22 protein-coding genes are annotated in these 22,956 nt (G+C 40.1%); all 22 read right to left on the reverse strand.

What is annotated here, in order from left to right; genetic code table 11:
• Position 1: 1 nt before the first annotated feature.
• On the reverse strand, positions 2-1,168 hold the full coding sequence (gene xseA / locus F3G76_RS03210) for an exodeoxyribonuclease VII large subunit (RefSeq protein WP_149705902.1): 1,167 nt from the start codon (positions 1,166-1,168) through the stop codon (positions 2-4).
• Positions 1,161-1,883, reverse strand: a complete 723-nt coding sequence (gene ubiE / locus F3G76_RS03215) for a bifunctional demethylmenaquinone methyltransferase/2-methoxy-6-polyprenyl-1,4-benzoquinol methylase UbiE (protein ID WP_149705903.1) — start codon at positions 1,881-1,883, stop codon at positions 1,161-1,163. Before ubiE ends, xseA begins: the two co-directional genes overlap by 8 nt.
• Positions 1,884-1,896: 13 nt before the next feature.
• Positions 1,897-3,303 carry a CYTH and CHAD domain-containing protein gene (locus F3G76_RS03220; RefSeq protein WP_223227401.1) on the reverse strand — a complete coding sequence of 469 codons (1,407 nt, stop codon included), beginning with the start codon at positions 3,301-3,303 and terminating at the stop codon, positions 1,897-1,899.
• A 139-nt stretch (positions 3,304-3,442) separates the two neighbouring features.
• Positions 3,443-3,853: a Fur family transcriptional regulator gene (locus tag F3G76_RS03225; protein WP_009294652.1), complete on the reverse strand. Its 411-nt coding sequence runs from the start codon at positions 3,851-3,853 to the stop codon at positions 3,443-3,445.
• Between the two features lie 71 nt (positions 3,854-3,924).
• Positions 3,925-5,751 (reverse strand): 1-deoxy-D-xylulose-5-phosphate synthase, encoded by a 1,827-nt coding sequence (gene dxs / locus F3G76_RS03230; protein ID WP_149705904.1) that lies wholly within the window; start codon positions 5,749-5,751, stop codon positions 3,925-3,927.
• Positions 5,744-6,610, reverse strand: a complete 867-nt coding sequence (gene fliH / locus F3G76_RS03235; protein ID WP_149705905.1) for a flagellar assembly protein FliH — start codon at positions 6,608-6,610, stop codon at positions 5,744-5,746. Before fliH ends, dxs begins: the two co-directional genes overlap by 8 nt.
• Entirely contained in the window at positions 6,607-7,638 is a 1,032-nt protein-coding gene (gene fliG / locus F3G76_RS03240) for a flagellar motor switch protein FliG (protein WP_012001435.1), read from the reverse strand. The genes fliH and fliG overlap by 4 nt, the downstream gene beginning before the upstream one ends.
• On the reverse strand, positions 7,638-9,335 hold the full coding sequence (gene fliF, locus F3G76_RS03245; RefSeq protein WP_149705906.1) for a flagellar basal-body MS-ring/collar protein FliF: 1,698 nt from the start codon (positions 9,333-9,335) through the stop codon (positions 7,638-7,640). The genes fliG and fliF overlap by 1 nt, the downstream gene beginning before the upstream one ends.
• Before the next feature lie 4 nt (positions 9,336-9,339).
• Positions 9,340-10,437: a histidinol-phosphate transaminase gene (gene hisC, locus F3G76_RS03250; RefSeq protein ID WP_149705907.1), complete on the reverse strand. Its 1,098-nt coding sequence runs from the start codon at positions 10,435-10,437 to the stop codon at positions 9,340-9,342.
• On the reverse strand, positions 10,437-11,516 hold the full coding sequence (gene pheA, locus F3G76_RS03255; protein WP_009294657.1) for a prephenate dehydratase: 1,080 nt from the start codon (positions 11,514-11,516) through the stop codon (positions 10,437-10,439). Before pheA ends, hisC begins: the two co-directional genes overlap by 1 nt.
• A complete protein-coding gene (gene lysA, locus F3G76_RS03260; RefSeq protein ID WP_103608949.1) occupies positions 11,500-12,723 on the reverse strand; it encodes a diaminopimelate decarboxylase in 1,224 nt (407 codons plus the stop codon). Before lysA ends, pheA begins: the two co-directional genes overlap by 17 nt.
• Before the next feature lie 55 nt (positions 12,724-12,778).
• Positions 12,779-13,843: an LptF/LptG family permease gene (locus tag F3G76_RS03265; protein WP_149705908.1), complete on the reverse strand. Its 1,065-nt coding sequence runs from the start codon at positions 13,841-13,843 to the stop codon at positions 12,779-12,781.
• On the reverse strand, positions 13,840-14,388 hold the full coding sequence (pth, locus tag F3G76_RS03270; RefSeq protein ID WP_149705909.1) for an aminoacyl-tRNA hydrolase: 549 nt from the start codon (positions 14,386-14,388) through the stop codon (positions 13,840-13,842). The genes F3G76_RS03265 and pth overlap by 4 nt, the downstream gene beginning before the upstream one ends.
• An 11-nt stretch (positions 14,389-14,399) precedes the next feature.
• Positions 14,400-14,936 (reverse strand): 50S ribosomal protein L25/general stress protein Ctc, encoded by a 537-nt coding sequence (locus F3G76_RS03275; RefSeq protein ID WP_002939542.1) that lies wholly within the window; start codon positions 14,934-14,936, stop codon positions 14,400-14,402.
• A gap of 67 nt (positions 14,937-15,003) precedes the next feature.
• Positions 15,004-16,164 (reverse strand): type IV pilus twitching motility protein PilT, encoded by a 1,161-nt coding sequence (locus tag F3G76_RS03280; RefSeq protein ID WP_103598339.1) that lies wholly within the window; start codon positions 16,162-16,164, stop codon positions 15,004-15,006.
• On the reverse strand, positions 16,164-17,156 hold the full coding sequence (locus F3G76_RS03285) for a transaldolase (protein ID WP_149705910.1): 993 nt from the start codon (positions 17,154-17,156) through the stop codon (positions 16,164-16,166). The genes F3G76_RS03280 and F3G76_RS03285 overlap by 1 nt, the downstream gene beginning before the upstream one ends.
• A 4-nt stretch (positions 17,157-17,160) precedes the next feature.
• The gene (gene serB, locus F3G76_RS03290; protein ID WP_149705911.1) at positions 17,161-17,787 is read right to left on the reverse strand and encodes a phosphoserine phosphatase SerB; all 627 of its coding nucleotides are present in this window, start codon (positions 17,785-17,787) and stop codon (positions 17,161-17,163) included.
• Positions 17,788-17,795: 8 nt separating this feature from the next.
• Positions 17,796-18,293, reverse strand: a complete 498-nt coding sequence (locus tag F3G76_RS03295; protein ID WP_021087872.1) for a chemotaxis protein CheW — start codon at positions 18,291-18,293, stop codon at positions 17,796-17,798.
• Positions 18,294-18,303: 10 nt separating this feature from the next.
• Entirely contained in the window at positions 18,304-20,655 is a 2,352-nt protein-coding gene (locus F3G76_RS03300) for a hybrid sensor histidine kinase/response regulator (RefSeq protein ID WP_149705912.1), read from the reverse strand.
• Between the two features lie 8 nt (positions 20,656-20,663).
• A complete protein-coding gene (locus F3G76_RS03305) occupies positions 20,664-21,617 on the reverse strand; it encodes a chemotaxis protein (RefSeq protein WP_107914591.1) in 954 nt (317 codons plus the stop codon).
• Positions 21,617-22,408, reverse strand: coding sequence for a UDP-2,3-diacylglucosamine diphosphatase (locus F3G76_RS03310; RefSeq protein ID WP_149705913.1), 792 nt, complete (start codon positions 22,406-22,408; stop codon positions 21,617-21,619). The genes F3G76_RS03305 and F3G76_RS03310 overlap by 1 nt, the downstream gene beginning before the upstream one ends.
• Positions 22,409-22,470: 62 nt before the next feature.
• Complete coding sequence (gene greA / locus F3G76_RS03315) at positions 22,471-22,956, reverse strand: transcription elongation factor GreA (RefSeq protein WP_012001423.1); 486 nt, start codon at positions 22,954-22,956, stop codon at positions 22,471-22,473.

Below are 22,956 nucleotides of genomic sequence, written 5' to 3' on the forward strand. Positions count from 1 at the left end.
TTTACTCCTTGATAATTGCTTTTTTATGTGTATTTTGCGAGATAAGCTCGATCTCATCATTCAAATTTAAATCTCTAAGATCAGCTCTCTTGCCATCTTTTCTAACCTCGATAAGCCCCTTCGTGCTCTCAAAAAAGAGCTCCCTCATCTCATAAGCCTTCTCAAGCGAGCTAAGAGCTGAGCTAAGAAGCAAGATCTTTCTTTGCACGGCGTTTGTTAGGGCATTTTGCTTGTTTGCCACCTCGCTAAATTTTAGCTCAATCCTAGCTTTTAGGGCGTTTGATGAAAATTTAGAAAGTAGTAAATTTAGCAAATTTTGCTTCTTTGTGATCTTTAAATTTAAAGCACTATCAAGATCATCGCTGAGCCTATCAAGATACTGAAAAAACGCCTCTTCATCAGGCAAAAGATCAAGCATGGCTGCACTTGGCGTAAGCGATCTGCGGTCTGCTACAAAGTCACTTATAACATAGTCGATCTCATGTCCGATAGCGCTTATGACTGGCGTTTTTGTAGCGTAAATTTCACGTGCCAAGCCCTCGTCGTTAAAGCACCAAAGATCCTCTTTACTACCGCCTCCTCTAGCTAAAACGATCACATCAACGCCGTATTTATCGGCTCTGCGTAAGGCTTTTATAAGCGAGCTTGGAGCATTTTCACCCTGAGTTAGCGCGTCAAATATATAAATTTCACTTAGCCTCCAGCGGCTTCTTACCACCTTTAGCATATCCTGAAGTGCAGCTGAAGTGGCACTTGTGACAAGGGCTATTTTCTTAGGTAAATTTGGTATCTCTTTTTTTGCGCTGATGTCAAAAAGCCCCTCGTTTTCGAGCTTTTCTTTAAGCTGCCTAAACGCAAGCTCAAGCTCGCCCTCGCCATCAGGCAGCATCGCACTAGCCACCAGCTGATAGGACCCACTTGGCGAATAAATGGTCACTTTGCCATAAATTTTGACCTTCAAACCCTCTTTTGGCAAAAATTTCACCTTTTGGTTATTCATGCGGTACATCACGGCTGAGATGCTTGACTTTTCATCCTTTAGCGTGAAGTACCAGTGCCCAGAGGCGTGTTTAGTAAGGCGCGAAATTTCCCCACTTACCTCGACGTAGTCAAGTGTCGCTTCAAGCAGCGCCTTTGCTTTTTCGTTTAGCTCAGATACGCTAAGCATTGATCTCTTTGACCTTTTTAGCGATAAATAGCGTCGAGATGTCCATGCTAAAGCCCTTGCAAAGCTCTATCTCAAAACCTGCATCAACTAGCTCATCACAAAAGCTCTTTGCGTCCAAGAAATTTTCTATCGAGCTTGGCAGATACTCGTACGCCTCTTTGTTTTTTGAGATAAAGCCGCCGATACTTGGCAAAATTTTACTTAGGTAAAAATCTCTTAGTGCAGTTATAAAGCCCTTTTTCTGGCGCTTTGTAAATTCAAGCACGACGACGTAGCCATCTGAAGCAAGCACTCTATTAAACTCCCTAAGCGCAGCCTTTCGCTCGACCACGTTTCTTATGCCATAGCTTATGCTTAAAATTTGAGCCTCACCGCTTGCAAGCGTTGTATTATCAGCGTAGGCCTCTATAAATTTAAAATTTGGAAATTTTGCTCTCGCCTCTTTTAGCATGCCACTTGATGGATCGATACCAGTAAGGCTTTTCACCTCTACGCCAAATTCTTTTGCCATTTCGCTCCAAAGCCCCATCATATCGCCAGTGCCGCAAGCCACATCCACGATATTTATACTCTTGTTTTTAAAAATTTCTAGCATATATCTGCAAGCAAATTTCCTCCAGCTCACATCCACGCCAAGGCTTAGCACCCTGTTTGCGACGTCGTAAGTCGGAGCGATCTGGTTAAACATATCAACTATTTTTTCTTGTTTTTGCATAAATTTTAGACCTTTATATGTAGTAAATTTTTAAATTTCGCGAGATCTTGCGAGTTGCTTTTATAAATTTAAGCCGTTTTTTTAGTATCTCTTCTCTGGTTTTGTAAATTTGTTTGTAGATTTTACTCTCTAGTTTTTCTTTACCAGCAGCCACTGGCAAGCGCTCTAAGATGCCCAGCCAGACATCATAGTCTTGAAGCGCACCAAAGATCTCTTGCATATCTTTTAGCCGCTCTTCATACTTTTTAAGCCCGTCAAAATAAAAAATCTCACTCAAAAACTCATAAGTGTATCTCACCTTTTTAAGCTCGATCCTGATCTTATGAAAACTCTCGTTTGGGCAGTCTTGATCTAGGCTTTTTAGCCTTTTTTGAGCTAATACCATAAGTGTTCTTAGCTTAAACGAGCCAAGGCGCGAAAGGCTTACATCAAAGAGCTTTGATCCATAAAACTCGCCCTCGTTTAAAAATATCTCCCACTCTTTTAAAAAGGCGTAGTTTTCCTCATCGCTAAGGTAACTTTTAACGTTTTCATACTCTAAATTTAGAGCCTTTTGCACAAAATAAATTAGCTCATTTGCATGCTTTTGCTCGCTTAAAAAGCCTAAAAATATGTCTAAGTCTCGCTTTTTGTTGGTTGAGTTTGCCAAAATTTTAAAATTCTCTCCAAAAAAAAGCGTCACTTTCTCATCAAAAACTCCGTTAAAAATTTTAAGTAGCGACCTAACTTTTCTTAAATTTACTCGCAGACTATGTAAAATTTCTTCGTCGTGATTTTGCAGATAGTCGCTCTTTAGCCTCTTTATCTCTTTAAATATACTTAAAAATAAAGCTCTTAAAGCCTCGCCACTTTTTAAATTTGCAGCAAAATTTGGCGAAATTTCTTTGTTTTTAAAGACATTGTAGGCTCTTTTGTAGTCGATTTGTTCATTTTCATTTGCGTGAATGGCAAGAAATTTGTTTTTATATCTTTTATCGCAGGTGACATCGGCCTTACAAAACTGCTCCAAAAAAGCTGGCAGTTTAAAATATACAGCCTCGTTTTCATCAGCAAATTCAATCTCAAATGTGCAAAGTCCATTTAAGCTATCTTTAAAAACATCGATGTTGCAAGGATTGTTGTTTAGCCGAAAAATGTATCTATCTTTTGTGATGACGCGCCCGATGCGGTTTTTTAGAGCCTTTTTAAACTCCACCTTTTCGCAAAATTCCTCATTTTCTTCTCTTATAAGATCTTTGCCAACCTTGATCGTTTTTATAAATTTACCCTCTTCGCTTCTGAAGCGGATCTCTTCATTTTGCGTGATCTTGGTGTAAAACTGAGAAATTTTAAGGTGCTTAAAAACTAGCCCAGCCTCTTTTAGAAAATCTAGAATTTGAGAATTTTTGAGTAAAAATTTACGCTCTATCTCCAAACCCACATTTTTCTCCGAAATTTTTTGCTTATTTTAGCGAGTTAGTGCTTAAAATAATGAGAAAAAAGCTAATTTCAGGCTTGTTTGAAGTGTTTTATGAAGAAAAATAAAAATTTATGTTGCGTAGTGCAACATAAATTTTGCCTTATCGGCAGTGTTTACAGCTTTTTACGCTAGCAACGATATTTAGGCGCTCGATGATGTTACCGATCTTTTTTTCAAGCGCTTCTTGGTATTTGCCAAGCTCTGAGTCATCATAGCTCATATCCTCGACGCTACCGCAGTTTTCGCAAACCACGTGGATGTGCGGATGCTCATAAATGTCGTATCTCGCCTTTTGATTGACAATATTTACTTCAACCACTAGACCCTCGTCTTTTAGAGTGTTTAGGTTTTTATAGACAGTTGCGAGCGAAACCGATGGATTTTCTTTCAAAATTTCATCATAAAGCTCATCGATCGTTGGATGTGTATGACGATCAAGAATTCTCAAAACGCTAAGACGCTGCGGCGTTACTTTAAGCCCAGACTGTTTTAGCAACGATACATATTGCATAATTTTCCCCTATACAAATTTTTGCTTTATGCTAGCAAAAGTAATATTAAACGTTTCTTTATTAAATGATATTAATTATTCTCTAGTAATTTTTGGGTAATTTGCTCAGCGCTTATGCCAAGGCTCTTTTCAACCTCAGCTGTCGAGCCATGCTGGATAAATTTATCATCATACTCAAAGCTAACAACGCTTACATTTGATATGCCATTTTCTTGTAAAAATGCACTTACAATCTCGCCAACACCGCCTTTTTTAGCGCTATCACTAAAGATATACCACTTTTTAGTGCGTTTTGCTAGTTCACATAAAAGCTCTCTATCAAGCGGCTTGACAAAGACTAGATCGACAAGGATAGCCTCAAGCTTGCCAGCTAGTAAATTTCTAACCAAATTTGCCCTGCCAACGCCATTGCCATAGCCTAAAAATGCGGTATCCGACTCTGCGTCAGCCAAAATTTCACCCTTGCCAAACTCTAGCGGCTTAGCCTTAAATTCATCCCTTAAAATAAACGCCCCACGCGGATATCTAAACGCGCTAACACCCTTGTAAGAGTAGGCAAATTCCATAACATTTTTCATGCTCTCTTCGCACCTTGGAGCAAAAAGAACCATGTTTGGCACAGCGTTTAAAAAGCTGATATCAAAAGCGCCCTGATGTGTTTCGCCGTCCTCGCCCACTATGCCCGCTCTATCCATCGCAAAAGTGATGTTTAAATTTAGTATAGAAGCGTCGTGGATGACCTGATCGTAGGCTCTTTGCATAAAGGTCGAGTATATCGCGACAAATGGCTTAAAACCCTCTTTTGCCATGGCTGACATCGAGGTGACAGCGTGCTGCTCGGCTATCGCCACATCCCAAAAGCGGTCTGGAAACTCATGTATGAGCGCATCCATGCCAGTGCCTGTTGGCATCGCAGCCGTTACGCCAACGATGTCGCTGTGCTCCCTTGCCATCTTTAAAAGCTGCTCGCTAAAGATCGCCGTAGCTGACTTGTTTGACTGTCTTTTTATAAATTCGCCACTTTTTAGATCAAATGGCCCAACTCCGTGCCAATTTTCATAGTAACCCTCGGCAAATTCATATCCTTTACCCTTTAGCGTCTGCACGTGGACGATGACTGGCTTTTTCATATTTTTGGCTGTTTCAAATGTGCTAAGAAGCGCTGAAAGGTCGTGCCCATCGACTGGGCCTATATACTCGAGTCCAAGCTCTTCAAAAAACATACCAGGAGTGATGAGCCTGATGCCCTCCTCCATGCGTCTAGCCATATAGGCTGCGGAGTCTGGCATGTAGCTTAAAAAGCGCTCAACCCTGCCTTTAAATTTTTGATAAAACTGCCCTGCCATCATCTGGCTTAGATACTTGCTGAGTGCGCCTATTGGCTTACTTATGCTCATCTCATTGTCGTTTAGGATGATGACGCAAGGATATTTTCTATCCCCCAGCTCATTTAGCGCCTCATACGCCATGCCGCCACTTAGTGAGCCATCGCCTATGACAGCCACTGGCAAGCGCTCTTCATTTTTTAGTTTGATCGCCTTTGCAGCACCAACTGCAAGCGAAATAGACGTCGAGCTGTGACCTGCCACAAAGTAGTCAAATTTGCTCTCGCTTGGCTTTGTGTAGCCGCTGATACCGTTAAATTTCCTAAGCGTATCAAATTTGTCCCAGCGCCCAGTTAGTAGCTTGTGCGCGTAGCTTTGGTGGCTCACGTCAAAAATAAACGGATCTTTTGTAACGTCAAAAATTTTATGCATCGCAACGATGATCTCGACTGCACCGATATTTGAGCTAAGATGACCACCATTTTTGCTAACGGTAGCTAAAATTTTATCTCTGATGTCGTGGCAAAGCGCGTTTAGCTCATCGACATTTAGGCTTTTAACGTCTTTATTCATTATTTACCAGCATTTTTAGCTTTTCAAGCCTTGTTTGCATCGTCGCATCGATGTTTCCGCCCTCGCTTATTATCACTACACCGCCTTTACTTATGGCATCATCAGCGCTTACTTTTACGCGTTCGTTTTTACTAAACTGCTCTTTTAGATACTCGCTATCTTCTGGATTAACGCGAATTTCTATATTTTTTACGTCGCTTAGCTCTTTTATAAGCGAATTTGCTAGGTGATGAGCGATCTGGCTAGAAGCCGTTGAGACCTCTTTTTCTATCACCTCTTTTGCGATCTTTATCGCAGTTTGACCAAGCTCGTCTTCGCTCTTTTTCAAAAATTCATCAAATTTAGCGTACTGCTCATCTAACTTTGCAGCTGAAGCGTTAAATTTAGCCTCAAGCTCCTTTATCTTTGCCTCATTTGCAGCGTTTGTTTGAGCGATGCCTTCGTTTTTGCCATCCTCTTTTGCACGAGAAATTTCAGCTTCAAGACGTTTTGCAAATTCACTCTCTTGATTTTCTATTTGCATTTGAAGCTTGATGATGTTGCTGCTTAGCTCATCTGTCTTTTTAAGTAGCTCCTCGACAAAGCTAGAGTCAAATCCAGGCTGGTGAGCTTGGCTATTTTGAGACTGAGGTGCAAAGTGATTTTGCATGTTTGGTTGCACTGGGTGCGGCATCTGAGGTGCGAAATTTTCAACACCTTGCTCTAAATTTTGTTCATTTAGCTCTTCACTAAGATTATTTTCTTCTATCAAAACAGGTGTGCTATCTTGGGCTCTTTCGTTACTTCCAAGCACCTTAAATCTATAATTTTCTATAAAGTGAGCCGGCGAGGTCTCACTTGTTATTACGCTACTTTTCATTCTATCATCTCATCTGCTTCGCCAACTTGGAAGACACCTTGATCAGCTAGACCTTGGACGACCTCAACTATGCGTCTTTGCGCCTCTTCAACATCTTTTACACGCACAGCGCCAAGGTATTGCATCTCTTCTTTGAAAGCTTCGGCTGCACGCTGAGACATATTTGATAAAAATTTATCCTTAATGCCATCGCTTGAACCCTTAAATGCAACCATAAGATCCTTTTTATCGACATTTTTGAGAATTTCTCTAATCGCAGTTGCGTTAAGATTGATAATATCTTCAAATGTAAACATAAGCTCTTTGATCGTTGTAGCAAGCTTATCGTCACTTTGCTCGATGCGCTCGATCGTGCTTTTGCTAGCTTTTTGACCAAGCCTGTTAAGCACTTCTGCCACAGCTCTTGGGCCACCAACCTCGACCTTGTAAGATGTGAGGCTTTCAAGTTTGCCCTCAAGTACTGTTGAGACACGCTTGATCACTGATGGGCTGATCTCGCCAAGATTTGCCATCCTGATCACTACCTCGCTTCTTAGCTCATCTGAGAAAAAGCTTAGCGTCTCGGCGGCACTTGTTGAGTCCATGTGGGCTAGGATTAGCGCGATAGTTTGAGGGTGCTCTTTTACGATGAAGTCTGCGAGTTGCTGTGGCTTTATCTTATCAAGATAGCCAAAGCTCTTTGAGTTTTCCATGCTTTTAGCAAGCTTGTCTAAAATTTTCTGAGCAGCTTCTGGACCAAATGTTCGGTATAAAATTTCTTTTGCATACTCTAAGCCGCCACTTCTCATATATTGATTTGACTGCATGAGAGCGTAAAATTCTTCCAAAATGGCGCCTGCGACTTGTTTGTCTATATTTTTCGCAGTTGCTATGTAGCCTGAAATTTCGGTGATGACGTCAACATCCATGTGCGAAAATATAAGAGCTGTCGCCTCTTCGCCAAGCTGTATTAGTAAGATAGCGATCTTTTCTGGCATCGAAAGATCGTCATATATCATCTTTTGCTTATCGGTTAGTTTTATAGACATTAAATTTCCTTACGCATGTTAAAGTCACTATCGTTTTTAACCATATCTTGGAGTAAATTTGAAATTTCCTCGCTTCGTTCAGTGACTACTATCTTCATCTTTTCAAGAAGGACGTCGTATTTTAGCTCATCTTCGTTAAATTCACCGCTAAGACCAAGCTGCTCCTCGACCTTCTTGCGAGCGGCTTTAAATTTCTCGAGCGTATCTTCAGCATCCATCTCGATATCTTCAAGATCGTCTTGGACTTGCTCCTCTTCTTCTTTCGTCTCTTCAAGCATCTTTTGCATAAATGGCACGATGACTTTTTTGTAGAAGATGTAAAGTAGCAGTGCTGCAAAGATGTATTTAAGTAGCGGCAAGAAAGGCATCACGTAGTTGTTCATAAAGCCATCCATCTTCTCGCCAGTGCTGACATCTTTGCCAGTTTTAAACTCAAAGTTATCTAAGCTTACCTCATCGCCTCTATTTTGATTGTAGCCGATTGATTGTTTGATTAAATTTGTGATTGATTCTCTTTGCTCTTTGGTAAGCGGAGCAAATTCAAGCTCGCCAGTTGGTTTGCCGTCTTTATCCTTTTTGCTTTGATAAAGTCCGTCTATAACGACAGCTGCGCTCACTCTGTTTATGCTAGCAAACTGCCCTTTGACATTTGTCACTTTCTTTGAAATTTCGTAGTTTGTCTGCTGCGAGCTTTTGTTGTACTGCTCTTTTAAAGTGCTGTCATCTAGCCCTTGAACAGGGCCTATATTACTAACCGCACCTGGTACGCCGCCTACTTCATTTGGAGCCGAGCCTTGGCGCTTTTCTTCGATGTTGCTCTCGCTTCTTACGACGTTATTTGGGTCATAAACCTCGCTTTTTGTATCTTTTTTATCAAAGTCAAAGTCGATATTTACCTTCGCTACGACCTTATCTGCCCCGCCCACGATAGGAGCTAGGACATTTACGATCTTTTGCTCGTAATTATTTTCAAACTCGCGCTTATAGCGGATCTGCTGAGCTATGGCATCACTATCAAATTCACCGTCTTCATCGCCAAGTGCAACGCCATCTTGATTTACTATCTTGACATTTTCGGTGCTTAAATTTGTAACAGAGGCGGCAACTAGGTTTTTAATGCCAAAAATTTGCTTCGCATTTAGACTAACGCCTGGCTTTAGCTCAACGACGATAGAAGCGGTCGGAAGTGCTTGTCTTTCAGTAAAGACGCTCTCTTTTGGTATGGCTATTCTTACGGTTGCTTTTTGGATAGATGAGAGGCTCTCGATCGTTCTAGCTAGCTCACCCTCAAGCGCTCTTTGAAATTTAACTCTCTGCTCGGCGTCCGTTGCTCCAAATTCTTGCTTGTCAAAAATTTCAAAACCGATCTTGCTCTCTTTTGGTATGCCAAGCGTTGCAACAGCGATACGCTCTTTATATACATCACTAGTTGGCACCAGTATTGTGCCTTCATTTGCTAGTTTATACTTGATACCATCTTTGTTTAGCTGATCGACTATTAAGGCTGAGTCGCTTGGGCTGATGTTTTCAAAAAGGACGCTATATCCTGCAAAGCTATCACTTTTACTTTTGTAAAGCGTTAAAAATACCAAAAAAGCCACAACTAAGACGATCGAGCTGCCTGCGACGATCTTTTGTTTTAGTGAAAGCTTTTGATAAATTTGACTTATTTGATGAAGTAATGCCTTAAAATCCATATCCCTACTTTAAAATTTGCTCTAACTCTTCAAAAACTCTATCGTTTTGCCATGCCTGACCGATGGTGATTCTCACCGCATTTAAGGCGTAGCTTTTTAAATCTCGTAAAATTATACCTTTTTTTAGCATCTTTTCGCATATCTGGCTTGATTTTGGCTCGTTAAATTTAAAAGTTATGAAATTTGTGTAGCTTGGGATAAACTCGATGCCATTTTGCTTTGCAAACTCCTCATATCTCTTCATCTGCTCGAAGTTGTTTTGCATAGTTTTTTGCACAAATTCATCATCTCCAAGCGCTACTACCGCTGCTCTTAGGCTTGGTGTCGTGATGTTAAATGGAGCTCTTAGCTTTGAAAGAGCGCCTATGATCTCTTCATTTGCCACGCCGTATCCCACGCGCATGCCACCAAGTGCGTAGGCCTTTGAGAAAGTGCCAAGATAGATGGCATTTTTAAATTTCACCACCTCACTTGGCTTTATCTCTTTTTTGCTATCTTTAAATTTAGCAAATTCGTTGTAAGCGCAATCAAGCACCACAAGCGTGTTTTCATCAATGTTTTTTATAAATTTATAGACTTCATCGGCATCGATGCATTCGCCCAAAGGGTTATTTGGCAAGCAAAGAAAAATGACAGAAATTTCATCTTTGTGCGCATTATAAATTTCTAAAAACTCGCTCAAATTATGCTCCACACTCTTTGTGCGGTAAATTTTAGCCCCTGTTTGTTTTGCGTAAATTTCATACATCGCAAATGTCACGCCAGCCATCAAAACGCCGCTTTGTTTGTTCGCCTTTGCGTGAAGTGCAAACTCTATGATCTGGTCACTTCCAGAGCCGATGATTAAATTTTTGCTAGTTACGCCAAATTTCTTAGCCAGTCCCTCTTTTAGCTCAAAGTAGCTATCGTCTGGATAGAGATGTGCGTTTTTAGCGACCTCTTTTAGCGCCTCTTCTACGCGTTTGCTCGTGCCAAAAGGGTTTTCATTACTCGCTAGCTTTATCACATCTTTTGCATCGATGCCAAACTCTCTAACTACAAGCTCGATCGGCTTTCCAGCCTCATAATTTACTAGATCATCTAAAAAGTCATTAAATTTCATTACTCATCTCCGTTTAAATAGCTTCCAAGCCAAGTTATCTCAGCGCCGCTCTCTTTTGCAAGTTCAAAGGCGTTTTGCACCTTCTCATCGTCGATATGCCCTTCAAAGTCAAGGTAAAAAATTGACTTAAATTCGCGCTGCTTTATAGGACGTGACTCAAGTTTTGTGATATTGATATTTTCATTTTTAAAGATAGAAAGCAGATCAGCAAGGCGTCCTGGACTGTGATCAGTCTTTGCTAGGATCGAAGTTTTCGAGTTTTCAACCTTGGCATTTTTAAAGTCACTTAAAATCAAAAATCTCGTTCTATTTGCCATATTATCTTCAATAGTTTCATAGACGATTGGCACGTTGTAAATTTTAGCTGCGATTTTTGAGCAAATGGCGGCTGATTCTCTATCCATAGATGCCATATATGCGGCTGCTGCGGTTGATTTGGCTGGGACAAATTCGACCTCATTTAGCAAGTGATCTTCTAAAAATTTACGGCACTGGTTATAACCTTGCGGATGCGAGTAAATTCGCTTTATCTCTTTTAAATTTTCATTTATGCTAACAAAGCTGTGGTGGATATCTACGTAGAGCTCTGCCACTATCTTTATATCATCAAATTTACTCAAACAATCAAGCGTAGCTCCAACAGCGCCTTCAGTGTTGTTTTCGATAGGCACGACGCCATATTTTGCCTCTTTTTGAGCTAGCTTCGTAAAAACTGCCTCGATCGTAGCAAGTGGCAAATATGCGCTCATCGCGCCAAATCTACTTTGCGCCGCTTGATGTGTATAAGTGCCCTCAGGTCCTAGATAGACGATCTTTTGAGGCATCTCTAAATTTCTACTAACAGCAAAAATTTCAAGATAAATAGCCTCGATAGCTGCCTTGTTTAAAGCTTTATCTTTGCTAAGGCTAGTTAAGCGGTTTATGATAGCTCGCTCGCGCTCAGGGCGATATATAGGCGTCCCAGTCGTTTGCTTTAGCTTGCCGATCTGCTCGACAAGCTTCATTCTTTCATTTAGTTTATTTAAGATGAGATCATCGATACTATCGATCTCTTTTCTAAGCTCATTTAGCTCTTGCATCAGCGCTCTCCAAAAACTCAATCTCAGGTGCCACGACGTCCTCGAAGCTCTCACGTCTTCTTATCAGCCTATCTTTGCCATCAAGCACGCAAACTTCAGCAGCTCTGTTTCTTGTATTGTAGTTTGAACTCATGCTAAATCCATAAGCTCCAGCCCCTTTAACCACTATGACGTCGCCACTTTCACACTCTGGTAGATTGATATCTTTTGCTAAAAAGTCGCCACTTTCACAAACTGGACCGACCACATCGCAAGTGCCTAAATTTTCATCCTTGCCATCGACAAAAATTTTGTGATGTGCGCCATAAAGGCTTGGTCTTATAAGATCATTCATCGCGCCATCAGTGATGACAAATCTCTTTTTGCCATTAAATTTCTCATATAAAACGCTTGCGACAAAGTAGCCAGCATTGCCCACGATGAAGCGGCCTGGCTCGCAAACGATGGTCACATCTTGACCCTTTAGTGCGCCTAAAATTCCTTGTGCGTAGTCATATAAATTTATCTCTTTTTCGTCGTTATAGATGATGCCAAGTCCGCCACCAACATCAAAGAATTTGATATCGATCTCAAGCGCTCTTAGCTCTCTTAAAAGCTCACTAACGATCTTTGCAGCGTCTATTATCGGGCTTAGTGAAGTTAGCTGTGAGCCGATGTGAAAGTGTATGCCAGTTGGCTCAAGAAACTCTGATGCTTTGGCGTGGATATACATCTTTTTGGCCGTCTGCGCATCGACGCCAAATTTGTTTTCATTTAGCCCTGTCGAGATATATGGGTGTGTTTTTGCATCAACACCAGGATTTACCCTGATGCTGATCCTTGCCTTTAAATTTAGCCCTTTTGCTATCTCTTCAAGCCTTAAAAGCTCAGCAAAACTCTCAACATTTATAAGCAAAATTTCATTTTCTAAAGCCTCTTTTAGCTCTTCATCGCTCTTGCCAACGCCGCTAAAGATGATCTGATATCTCTTAGCTCCCGCTAACAGCGCTCTTTTGACCTCGCCGATGCTCACGCAGTCAAATCCAGCTCCAAGATCAGCCAGAAATTTTAAAACGCTTAAATTTGAGTTTGCTTTTACAGCGTAGCAAACTAGAGATTTTCTAGCGTAAAATGCGTTTTTTAGCGCCTCGTAGCGCTCTTTAATGTAGTTAAAATCATAAACGTAAAGTGGGGTTTTGTATTTGCTTGCAAGCTCTTTAAAATCCATAAAATAGCCTTTTTTAAAATGGCTTGATTTTACAAAAAAGTTGCCAAAATTTGGCTTAACGATGCGTTTTTATGAGATAAATGGCGTATGCAAAAAACAAAATAACAGGGAAAACCATGCCGATCTCTGGCAAGATGACTGAGGTTTGAGCAAATTTGGTTAAGATAAAGAGAAGTCCCCAAACTACGAGTGTTATCACAACAAAGATAAATGTTGAGAGTGCGAGGTTAAAAAACCTGCCAGTTACTGGCAAATGATAGTAGAAAATAAGCAATAAAAATGGCGCAAAAAATGGCGTGATAGCAAGGTTATAAAATGCAGTCCTTGCGCTATCAAGCCCTATGCCTTCGTTTTTAAATGTCTTTATAAAATTTATCGCGTCAGGTATGTTAAATTTTGAGTTTTCAACACTTGCAGCACTCTCAATGCTCTTTGGCTTAAAGCCTCTTAACGCATCTAAATTTTCGCTTTTTACCTTGCTAAAGCCATTTTCGCCAAGCTCTAAGCTTTGAGGCAAAAAGGTCTGATTTACATCTTCTAAAACCCACTCATTGTCTTTAAATTTGGCGTGGTCGGCAAAAGTTGTCGAGAGCAAGTCAGTGCCATTAATGTCAAAAATTCTCACGTCATTTGCTCTTTGCTTAGCTGAGCTTAACTCTTTTATATAGATAAATTTGCCTTCAAATTTCAAAAATGAGTCATTTGTACTTTTTGAAAAAGCGGTGTTTTTAGCGATACTCTTTTGATAATCATGCGCATAAGCAAACGGCGTAAAATTTAGCCCAACGTAAAAAATCGTCACAAAAAGTGCGATGAGAAATGGAGGCAAAATGAGCTTGTTTTTACTGATGCCAAGAGCATAAAAGCTGATTAGCTCGTTTGATCTGACCATATTTACATGCAAAATTATTAGCGCAAAGATGAGTGAAAGTGGCAAAACATAGCTAATGGCACTTAGTGCAGTAAGGCCAACGTAGAGTAGCTGAAGGTTGGCAGATGGTGGCAGATCTTTTAAATTTGTAAGCAGATCAATGCCAACATAAAATAGCTCAAGCGCTAAAAATACGATAAGAAAAGATTTTATATAGACCCAGCCAACGTATCTGGCGTATAGTTTCATTTGATAAGACCTTTTTTTACCGTAAATTTTTGTGAAATTTCGTTGATGTTGCTCTTTAGCAGCTCGCAAACCGCATTTTTTGTATAGGCTAAAATTTCATCTAAAGCCTTTTTCTCCTCGTCGCTAAACTCGCCAAGGACAAAATTTTTAGCATCGCCCTCATGTCCTATGCCAACACGCACTCTTTCGTAGTCGTTGCCTATTAGATTATCGATCGATTTTATGCCGTTATGTCCGCCGCTACTGCCGCCTTTTTTAAATTTAACCGCGCCAAAACTAAGATCAAGATCATCGTGGATGACGATTATCCTATCTGGCTTATAAAAGTCTTTTACTGCTTTTACGCTTTGACCTGAGAGGTTCATAAAGGTTGTTGGTTTTAGCAAGATAATGTCATTAAATTTAAAAACTTCGCCTTGAAATTTGGCTGAGCTAACATCTTTGAAATTTGAGTCTTTTAGGAGGTCTATAAGCATAAAGCCTATGTTGTGTCTAGTGTTTTCGTATTTGGGGCCAGGATTTCCCAGCCCCGCTATTAGTGTCACAAAAGCCCTTTTTATTTAGCTTTAATAACTCCAAGTACCGCAACACGGTCAGCGTCAATGATAGTAACGCCTTTAGGAGCTGTGATATCACGAACCAAAATCGTATCATCAATGTCAAGTTTGCTTACATCAACGTCAAATGAATTTGGTAAATTTTCAGCCGTGCATTTTACGCAAAGACGTCTTTTTGACTGGATCAAAACGCCCTTATTTTTAAGACCAATAGGTGTTCCAACTGGCTTAACTGGGATCATATATTTTGATAAAACGCCTGGAAGTGCTACTTTTAGATCTACGTGTTTAAGATCGCTTGTAACAACATCTCTTTGGTAATCAACAATAACGACATTATAAACTTTTCCGCCTACTTTTACATCAAAAGCAAGGCTCTCTTTTTTGCGTGCCTCTTTGATAAAGTCATTTACTTTAAAAGCAGCTGCAACATTCTCTAATCCCTTGCCATAAATGTTGGCGATTAGATAACCATCTCTTCTCAAAGCCTTCGCAGACTTCTTACCGATACTCTCTCTAACGATTCCTTCTAACATCGTTTTCCTTTCATAAAAAATAGGTGCTGATTTTATCTAATGCTTTATAAATTTCACATAAAGCTTATTAAATTTCTTTAAGTGCGATCACTTCAGGTTGATCTTGTTTGCTTTGAGGTTTGCCAAAATTTACACCATTTTCAAAGCTAAAGCCTGCTACATTTGAGCTTTTTATCTTAAGCTGCAAATCGCCCCTATTGCTAGCATTGTCAAGCGCCACTTCGGCACTAATTATCTTATTTTCATAAAGCTCAAGCAAGTGCTGATCAAAAGTTTGCATGCCATAAGTATTTTTTGACTCAGCTATGGCAAGATCGATCTCGTCAAATTTCTCTTCAGATATGAGCTCTTTTATGCGGGTATTTTTTCTCATGATCTCAACTGCTGGGCGTCTTGTACCAAAAAGCGTCTTAACTAGCCTTTGTGAGATGACGCAAGCAAGTACTGAAGAGAACATAAGGCTGACCTTATCTCGCTCGCCTTGTGGGAAGCTATTTACTATTCTATTTACGCTCTCTTTTGCATCAAGTGTGTGAAGTGTCGAAAGCACCAAGTGTCCAGTCTCTGCGGCTCTAATGGCAGTCTCAATGGTCTCAAGATCTCTCATCTCACCCACTAAAATGATGTCAGGATCTTCTCTTAATGAAGCCCTTAGTGCATCTGAGAAATTTAGCGCATCTGCCCCGATAGAGCGCTGGTTGATTATACTTTTATCGTCGTTAAATACATACTCAATCGGATCTTCGATAGTCACGATGTGTGATCTTTTTGTCTGGTTGATGAAATTTATCATGCTTGCAAGCGTCGTTGTCTTGCCGCTTCCAGTTGGGCCAGTCACTAAAATGATGCCACGAGTGGTCTCGGTGCAAATTTTTTCTATCACGCTTGGTAAATTTAGATCTTTTATGGTTGGAATTTTCGTTGGAGTGACACGAAAGACAGCAGAAATTCCATTTATCTGCAAAAACATATTTACACGAAAGCAATACTCATCATTTAGTTTATAAGAAAAATCTATATCTTTTTTATCCATAAACTCATCAAATTTAGCCCCCAAAAGTTCATTTGCGATAGCTACTGCGTCACTTGGGTCTAAATTTTCTTCACTAAGTGGCATGATCTCGCCATTAAATCTGCCATAAACAAGGCTTGCAGACTTTAGGTGAAGGTCGCTGCCGCCTTTATCCACTAAAGAGCACAGATATGAGTCTAGGTCTTTTTTGGTCATTAAAGCGATTTCATAATGTCGTCAAATGCTACAACAAACTGTTTTAAGCCGTCATTTAAAAGCTCTTTATAAGTAGCATTTATATCGATCTCATTATTTTTTATGATATGAAAAAAGCTTGAGATATTCTCTTTGCTAGGGGCATTTTTTGCCTCAGCTTTTTCTTTTATAAATTCTTTTATCGTATCTATCGGAGCTGTGTTTATAGAGTTTTTATACATTAGTTCTCTAACGTAATAATCCCCTCTTAAGCCACCACCTTTTACGCCAGTGCTTGCAAAAAGTGTCCTTACGTTTTCTAAGCCAAAATCCTCAATGATATGATAGATATTTGCAGCGTTCATTATGCCGATCTGCCCAGTTGGCAAGCTCTTTGCAGCCATTGTCTCATCAAGCTTTCTATCAAATCTACTAACAAAAACGCTGATCACACCTTTTGGCATCGTCGTATCCACAAAGCGGCTTGCATAAGCCTTGCTACCCTCTTTGAAAGCCTCTAGGCAGTTTTTGGCCTGATCTGGCGAGAAAATGAGCGTCGCATTTACGCTGATACCTCTTGCCATAAGCGCGCTCATCGCTTCATAGCCCTCTTTTGTAGCTGGAATTTTTATCATAACATTTGGCATTGAGATAAGGTTGTGAAGCCTGATGCCCTCTTCTATCGTCGCAGCTATTTCGCCACTTAAATTTGGATCAACCTCGATGCTAACAAAGCCGTCATCGCCGTTTGCGTAGTTTTTTAACATTTTACATGCGGCGATCTTGATATCTTGGGTTGCTAAAATTTCATAAAGATCTTTTGGATGACGCTTGTTGCTGTTTTGTATGATCTGTTTGTAAGCAGGTGATGCAAAAGCTGTTTTAAAGATAGCTGGGTTGCTTGTAGCTCCGTTTATAACGCCTTTTTCTAATAAAGAGTTGAATTCGTTTTGTAAAAAATCTCTCTCTATAAAGTCACACCAAAGAGAAAATTTAGCTTCATTGTCATACATTTTTTTACCTTATATAAATTAAAATTTCACGCAGATCCTTGACATCCACGCAATGCGTCGCCTCTTTTTTTAAAATTTCTTTCGCACAAAAGGCAATTTTTAGATCACATTTTCTAAACATAGATACGTCATTGGCTCCATCGCCAACGCACATGATCTCACTTTTATCTAAATTTAATAGTCCCTTTAAGCGATCTATCATCTCGCCTTTTGAGCTACCAAACATCATCTCTCCGCCAACTTCACCTGTTAAAATTCCATCTTTGTGGTGCAAGATATTTGCAAAATTTGCATCAAATTTAAGTTTTTCTTGCATCTTATCAGTTGCGATGTGAAAACCACCACTAAAAACCACGACCTTTATGCCTTTTTGCTTTAGAGCAGCTATAAGCTCGCTAGCTCCTGGCATGATGGGTAAATTTTTACAAATTTCATCTGCTTTTGAAAGTGGCATTCCTTTTAAAAATTTTACTCTTGCTGTAAGACTTTCAAAAAAATCAAGTTCGCCGTTCATCGAACGCTTCGTTATACTAGCCACCTCATTGCTAGCGTTATTGGCGGCGGCGAGGATATCAATCGTCTCGCCGTCCATTATCGTAGAGTCAAAGTCAAAAACACAAAGTTTTATCAAGCTATGCCCTAAAAATCACGCTTTAAAAGGCTTTCAACCTTTAAAATCGTAAGGATGTTTTGATCGCGTTTGCCGATACCATAGATCATGCCTTTGTCTTTTACCAAAGTCTCTGGCGGCGGATCGATCCTGTTGCGGTCTATTCTGATAGCCTCCGTCAAACGGTCTATCACGAAGCCTGCGATATTATCCTCATCTTTCATGACGATATATCTTGTATTTGAGCTTTGTTTTGTAACATTTAGTGAAAAACGTTTTCGCAAATCAATAAGCGGGATAACGTTTCCACGTAGGTTAAAAACACCAAGAACATAGTCAGGCACGCTAGGAACACGGGTGTATTCGATAGGCTTGATTATCTCTTGGATATTTAAAATAGGTATCGCATACTCTTCTTCGCCAACAACGAAGCCTACAAGTTGGACTATATCTTCGTTGTTTTTTATCTCAGGCTCGTCAATTTGCTGTTTTTGTTTGCTTAAAACTTGGTTTAGTTTATCATTCATCGCCTAACCCCTAACCTAATTTAATATTTTTTCTAACAACGTTTTCAAGGTATTCTGACGAATATGGTTTTGTGATATATTCAGTCATACCAACCTCTACTCCGCGCAATCTATCAGTTTTAGACGTTCTTGATGTTACTGCTATTAGCGGTAAAGTGCGATACTTAGAGTATTTGCGAATTTCACCTGCTAGAGTATATCCGTCCATCCTTGGCATCTCAATATCAATGAGCACCGCATCAAATGCATGCTCGCCTGATTTAATTATATTGAGTGCTTCTACTCCGTTAGTTGCTTCTATGATTGTGACGCCGATTGGCTCAAGCGATTTTTGCATAATGGTTCTATCCATCTTAGAGTCATCAACGATTAGGACCTTATAATCGCTTGGTTTCTCTTTTGCTTTAGCACTATCTTCCATTTCGGCTCTAATATTTACCTTAATATCCTTTGCCATCTCCATCATAGCACCAACGTCTATGATAAGAGTTACGCGGCCATCGCCTCTTATAGTAGCTCCAGCGATGCCTGGGATATTTTGCAAATAATCACCCATTGACTTAATAACGATCTCTTCTTGACCGACTAGTGTATCTACAATGATGCCCAGTTTTGCCTCGGCAACGCCGATGATAACGACATAAGTTTGATCTCCGCCGTCAAAGACTTTATTGACACCAAAGACATCTGAAAGTCTAACAAGAGATAAGACCTCATCCCTTAGTCTTAGAACGTTTTTGCCATCGATCGTATAGATATCATCGATAGGTACGCGAACAGTTTCAAGAACGCTCGCAAGTGGTATCGCATAAAATTCCTCTTGTGTTCCGACAAGAAGTGATTGAATGATCGCAAGTGTAAGTGGAATTTTAAGCTTCATAACTGTGCCTTTTCCAACTTCACTCTCAATATCAATGATACCATTTAGCTTTTCGATATTTGTCTTAACAACGTCCATACCAACGCCACGACCAGATACGTTTGTAACCTTTGCAGCAGTTGAAAATCCTGGCTTAAATATAAGACCAAAAGCCTCTTTCTCACTCATTGCATCAGCTTCTCGCTCAGTAATGATGCCTTTTTCTATAGACTTAGCTTTAAGCATATCAGCATCTAAGCCCTTACCATCATCAACTATCTCAACAACGATATGGTTGCCCTCATTGTAAGCTTTTAGCTGAACAAGGCCTTTTTCAGGTTTGCCCATTGCCTTTCTTGTCTCAGGATCTTCGATGCCATGATCGCATGAGTTTCTTATGATATGAACTAGCGGATCGCCGATCTCTTCAACGATTGATTTATCAAGTTCAGTCTCTTCACCTGAAATTTCAAGGTCGATCTGCTTACCAAGGTCGCGGCTAAGGTCGCGTATCATACGTGGGAATTTATTAAAGACTTTTGCTATTGGAAGCATCCTTGTCTTCATAACAGCAAGTTGGATATCAGTCGTAACTAAACTTAGACTTGAGACTACTTGATTTAGCTCTTCGAGGAATTTCTCGCCCTCATATCTCTCTTCTACGTCATCATAAATTTTTAACAAGCGGTTTTTACCAAGGACAAGCTCGCCGATTAAATTCATCAAGTGATCAAGTCTTTTTACTTCAACACGTATCGTTTGCTCTTGTGCTACCGCACTGTTACTACTAGCTGCTGGCACTTTTTTATCCGCATCTCTTTCTCTACTAGGAGCTGGCTTAGGTGCAGGTGCTGGTGCAGCGCTTGTGGCTGGAGCTATCTCTTCAGGAGATTTTGGAGCTATGCCTTTTGAAGCACGTCTTGCTTGATCTTCTGCTTTTCTAACTTTTAAAAGTCTTTCTATCTCAGCTTCAACCTCAGAGTCGCTTAGTTTTGAAAGCTCAGCATCGCTTACTTCAGGAGCTGCCTCTTCAGCTGGTGCGGCTGGCTCTGGCTCTTTTACTGGCTCAGGTGCTGGTGCGGCTGGAGCTTCTGGGGCTGCGCTTGGAGCTTCACCTTCTGAAATTTGAGTAAGTCTTACACAAATATTTTTGATATCAATGCCAGCGGCTGCGTCACTACCGTTATCTCTAATGCTCTCAAGTAGTCCCTTCATCATATCAACTGATTCAAGAACAACATCCATGATATCTGGAGTGATCTTTAGCTCGCCTTTTCTAGCTTTGTTCAAAACATCTTCCATGTGGTGAGTAAGCTCTGTTAAAACGTCAAAATTTAAAAAGCTTGAGCTACCTTTTACTGTGTGAGCAACACGGAAAATTCTATTTAAAAGCTCCAAATCTTCAGGGTTTGCCTCTAGTTCAACAAGGTCATGGTCTATCTGCTCAATAAGTTCGAAAGCCTCTATTAAAAAGTCTTCCATTATTTCTTTCATATCATCCATACTTCACCTCACTTCGCAGATTTAGAATGTGCTTCAATCACTTTTAGCACCTCTTGATAAAATACACCAGCATCAAATTTTGTAAGATACGCAGCACCACCGGCTTCTTTACTCTTAACCTCACTAAATTCGTTGCTTAATGAAGAGTTAAACACAATCGGAACATCTTTAAATCTATCATCATTTTTAATAGTTGAAGCAAAGCGGTATCCATCCATTTGTGGCATTTCGATATCACTTAAGATAACTCTAAGCTCTTTTGTTAAGTTATCTCCATATCTTTGATAAAGCTCTTCCATTCTCTCTAATCCCTCAACGCCGTTTTTAGCTTCAACTACGCTAAGACCCATCTTCTCAAGTGCGTCTTTTACTAGCTTTCTAGCAGTTGAGCTATCATCTAGAACTAAAGCAGCACCTTTGATCTTTTGATCGTCTGTTACGTCAAATTCGATCTTTGGTGAGTAAATTCCTAGCTCTTCAACGATGCTTTCAAGATCAAGAATTAAAAGTACTTCGTCATTTTCTATTCTTGTTACACCTGTGATCTTGCCTTTGTCTAGAGTGCCAGCTCCAGCAGCAAAATTTGCAGGCTCTATGTCTTTCCAGTTTATACGTCTGATCCTCTTGGCCTCATGGACGATAAAACCGATTAATATACCGCTAAATTCAGCGATAATAACACGTGGCTTTATGACTACACCCTCAGTTGGCTCGATGATATTCATCCATCTTGCCAAATTTATGACAGGGATAACCACACCTCTTAAATCAAAAATTCCCTCGATATACTCAGGAACGCCAGGAAGCTCGGTAAGATTTGGCATCTTAATGATCTCCCGCACCTTTGCGACATTGACTCCGTATATTCCTTCATATACTTTGTTTTCGGCCTTTTTAAAGATACGAAAATCAACAAGTTCCATCTCGTTTGAGCCCGTTTTTAGTACGTTGTCTCCAAACATCAATGTCCTTTCAAACTCATTTTGAGCAAATTCAACTTTTGCTGGGCGTATTCTACAACAAAATAACTTTGCTCGCATGCAAAACAAGGTAAATTTATATAAAATCTATCGTAAATATCAAATAGCTCACCTTGATGATAGTGTCCCTCTATCACTATACTTGCGTCAAAGCCCTGCAAATGCTTGCTCATTAGCTCCTTGAAGTTTGAAATTTTATAGTGCAGATTTTTCTTAGTAAGTTTGGCTAGTATCGCTTTTGAAATTTTAAAATTCAAAATTTTATCAAGCGCGTTCATAAATTTCAAAAACCATCTAAGCCTTAAAAACCTAAGCGCATACTTATCTATAAAAGGCAAAAATATATCGCCATGCGCGATCTGGACGTGCTCGCCACTTATAGTTCTAAATTTCACTGGCTGAGCGCAAATGTCATAGACCTTTACCCCCTCAAAGCTTAGCCTCTCGCCTTTGTCCCAAAAATCTCTAGTTTTATTAAATAAATTTGAAAGTCTAAAATCGTGGTTGCCCTCGAAGTAAAAAATTTCCACCTTTTGTGAAATTTTATTTATAAGTCTTAAGTGCTCAGCGTAAAATTCTTGCGTATATTCACCCTCGCCCGTTAAAAAATCAAATATATCGCCAAGCAAGAAAATCTGCGGTGGCTCCTTGATCTCTCCGCTATCAACGGCATGCAAGAATTTCAAAAATCCATCTCTATTTACATTTTCATGCGCATCAGCCAAAAAGATCGCGCCTTCTTTTATAACGGGGGCATATAGGTATTCGCTCAAATTTTGCCTTAATTAAAAATTAGCAGAGCCAAAAAGCAGTTTTTAGCTCTTTGCCTCGTCTTTTAGTCAAATTTTATAGGTTTGTAGCAGATCTTAACAATCTCAACGTCGCTTCTACCTTTTGGTAAATTTAGCGCTACCTCATCGCCCTCAGCCTTGCCTAAAAGCTGCTTTGCAAGAGGTGAGTTTATCGAGATATAGCCCTTGTCTAGGTCACTTTCACTCACGCCAACTATCGTGTAAGTATGCTCTACCTCGGTCTCTTCGTCCATTATCGTCACACTAGAGCCAAATCTCACCCTATCATGCTCGTAGCTACTTGGATCAATAACTTCAGCATTTGCCAAAAGTGCGCTAAGCTCAGCGATCCTAGCGTCTATAAAGGCTTGCTTCTCTTTTGCTGCGTGATACTCAGCATTTTCTTTTAGATCGCCGTGGCTTCTTGCGATGTCGATCTCTGTTACGATTTGTGGGCGCTGTACTAGCCTTAGATCTTTTAGCTCAGCTTCTATCTTCTCGTATCCGTGCATTGTCATTGGTTCACTCAT

The sequence above is a fragment of the Campylobacter concisus genome (assembly GCF_902460575.1).
Lineage (GTDB): Bacteria > Campylobacterota > Campylobacteria > Campylobacterales > Campylobacteraceae > Campylobacter_A > Campylobacter_A concisus_AW.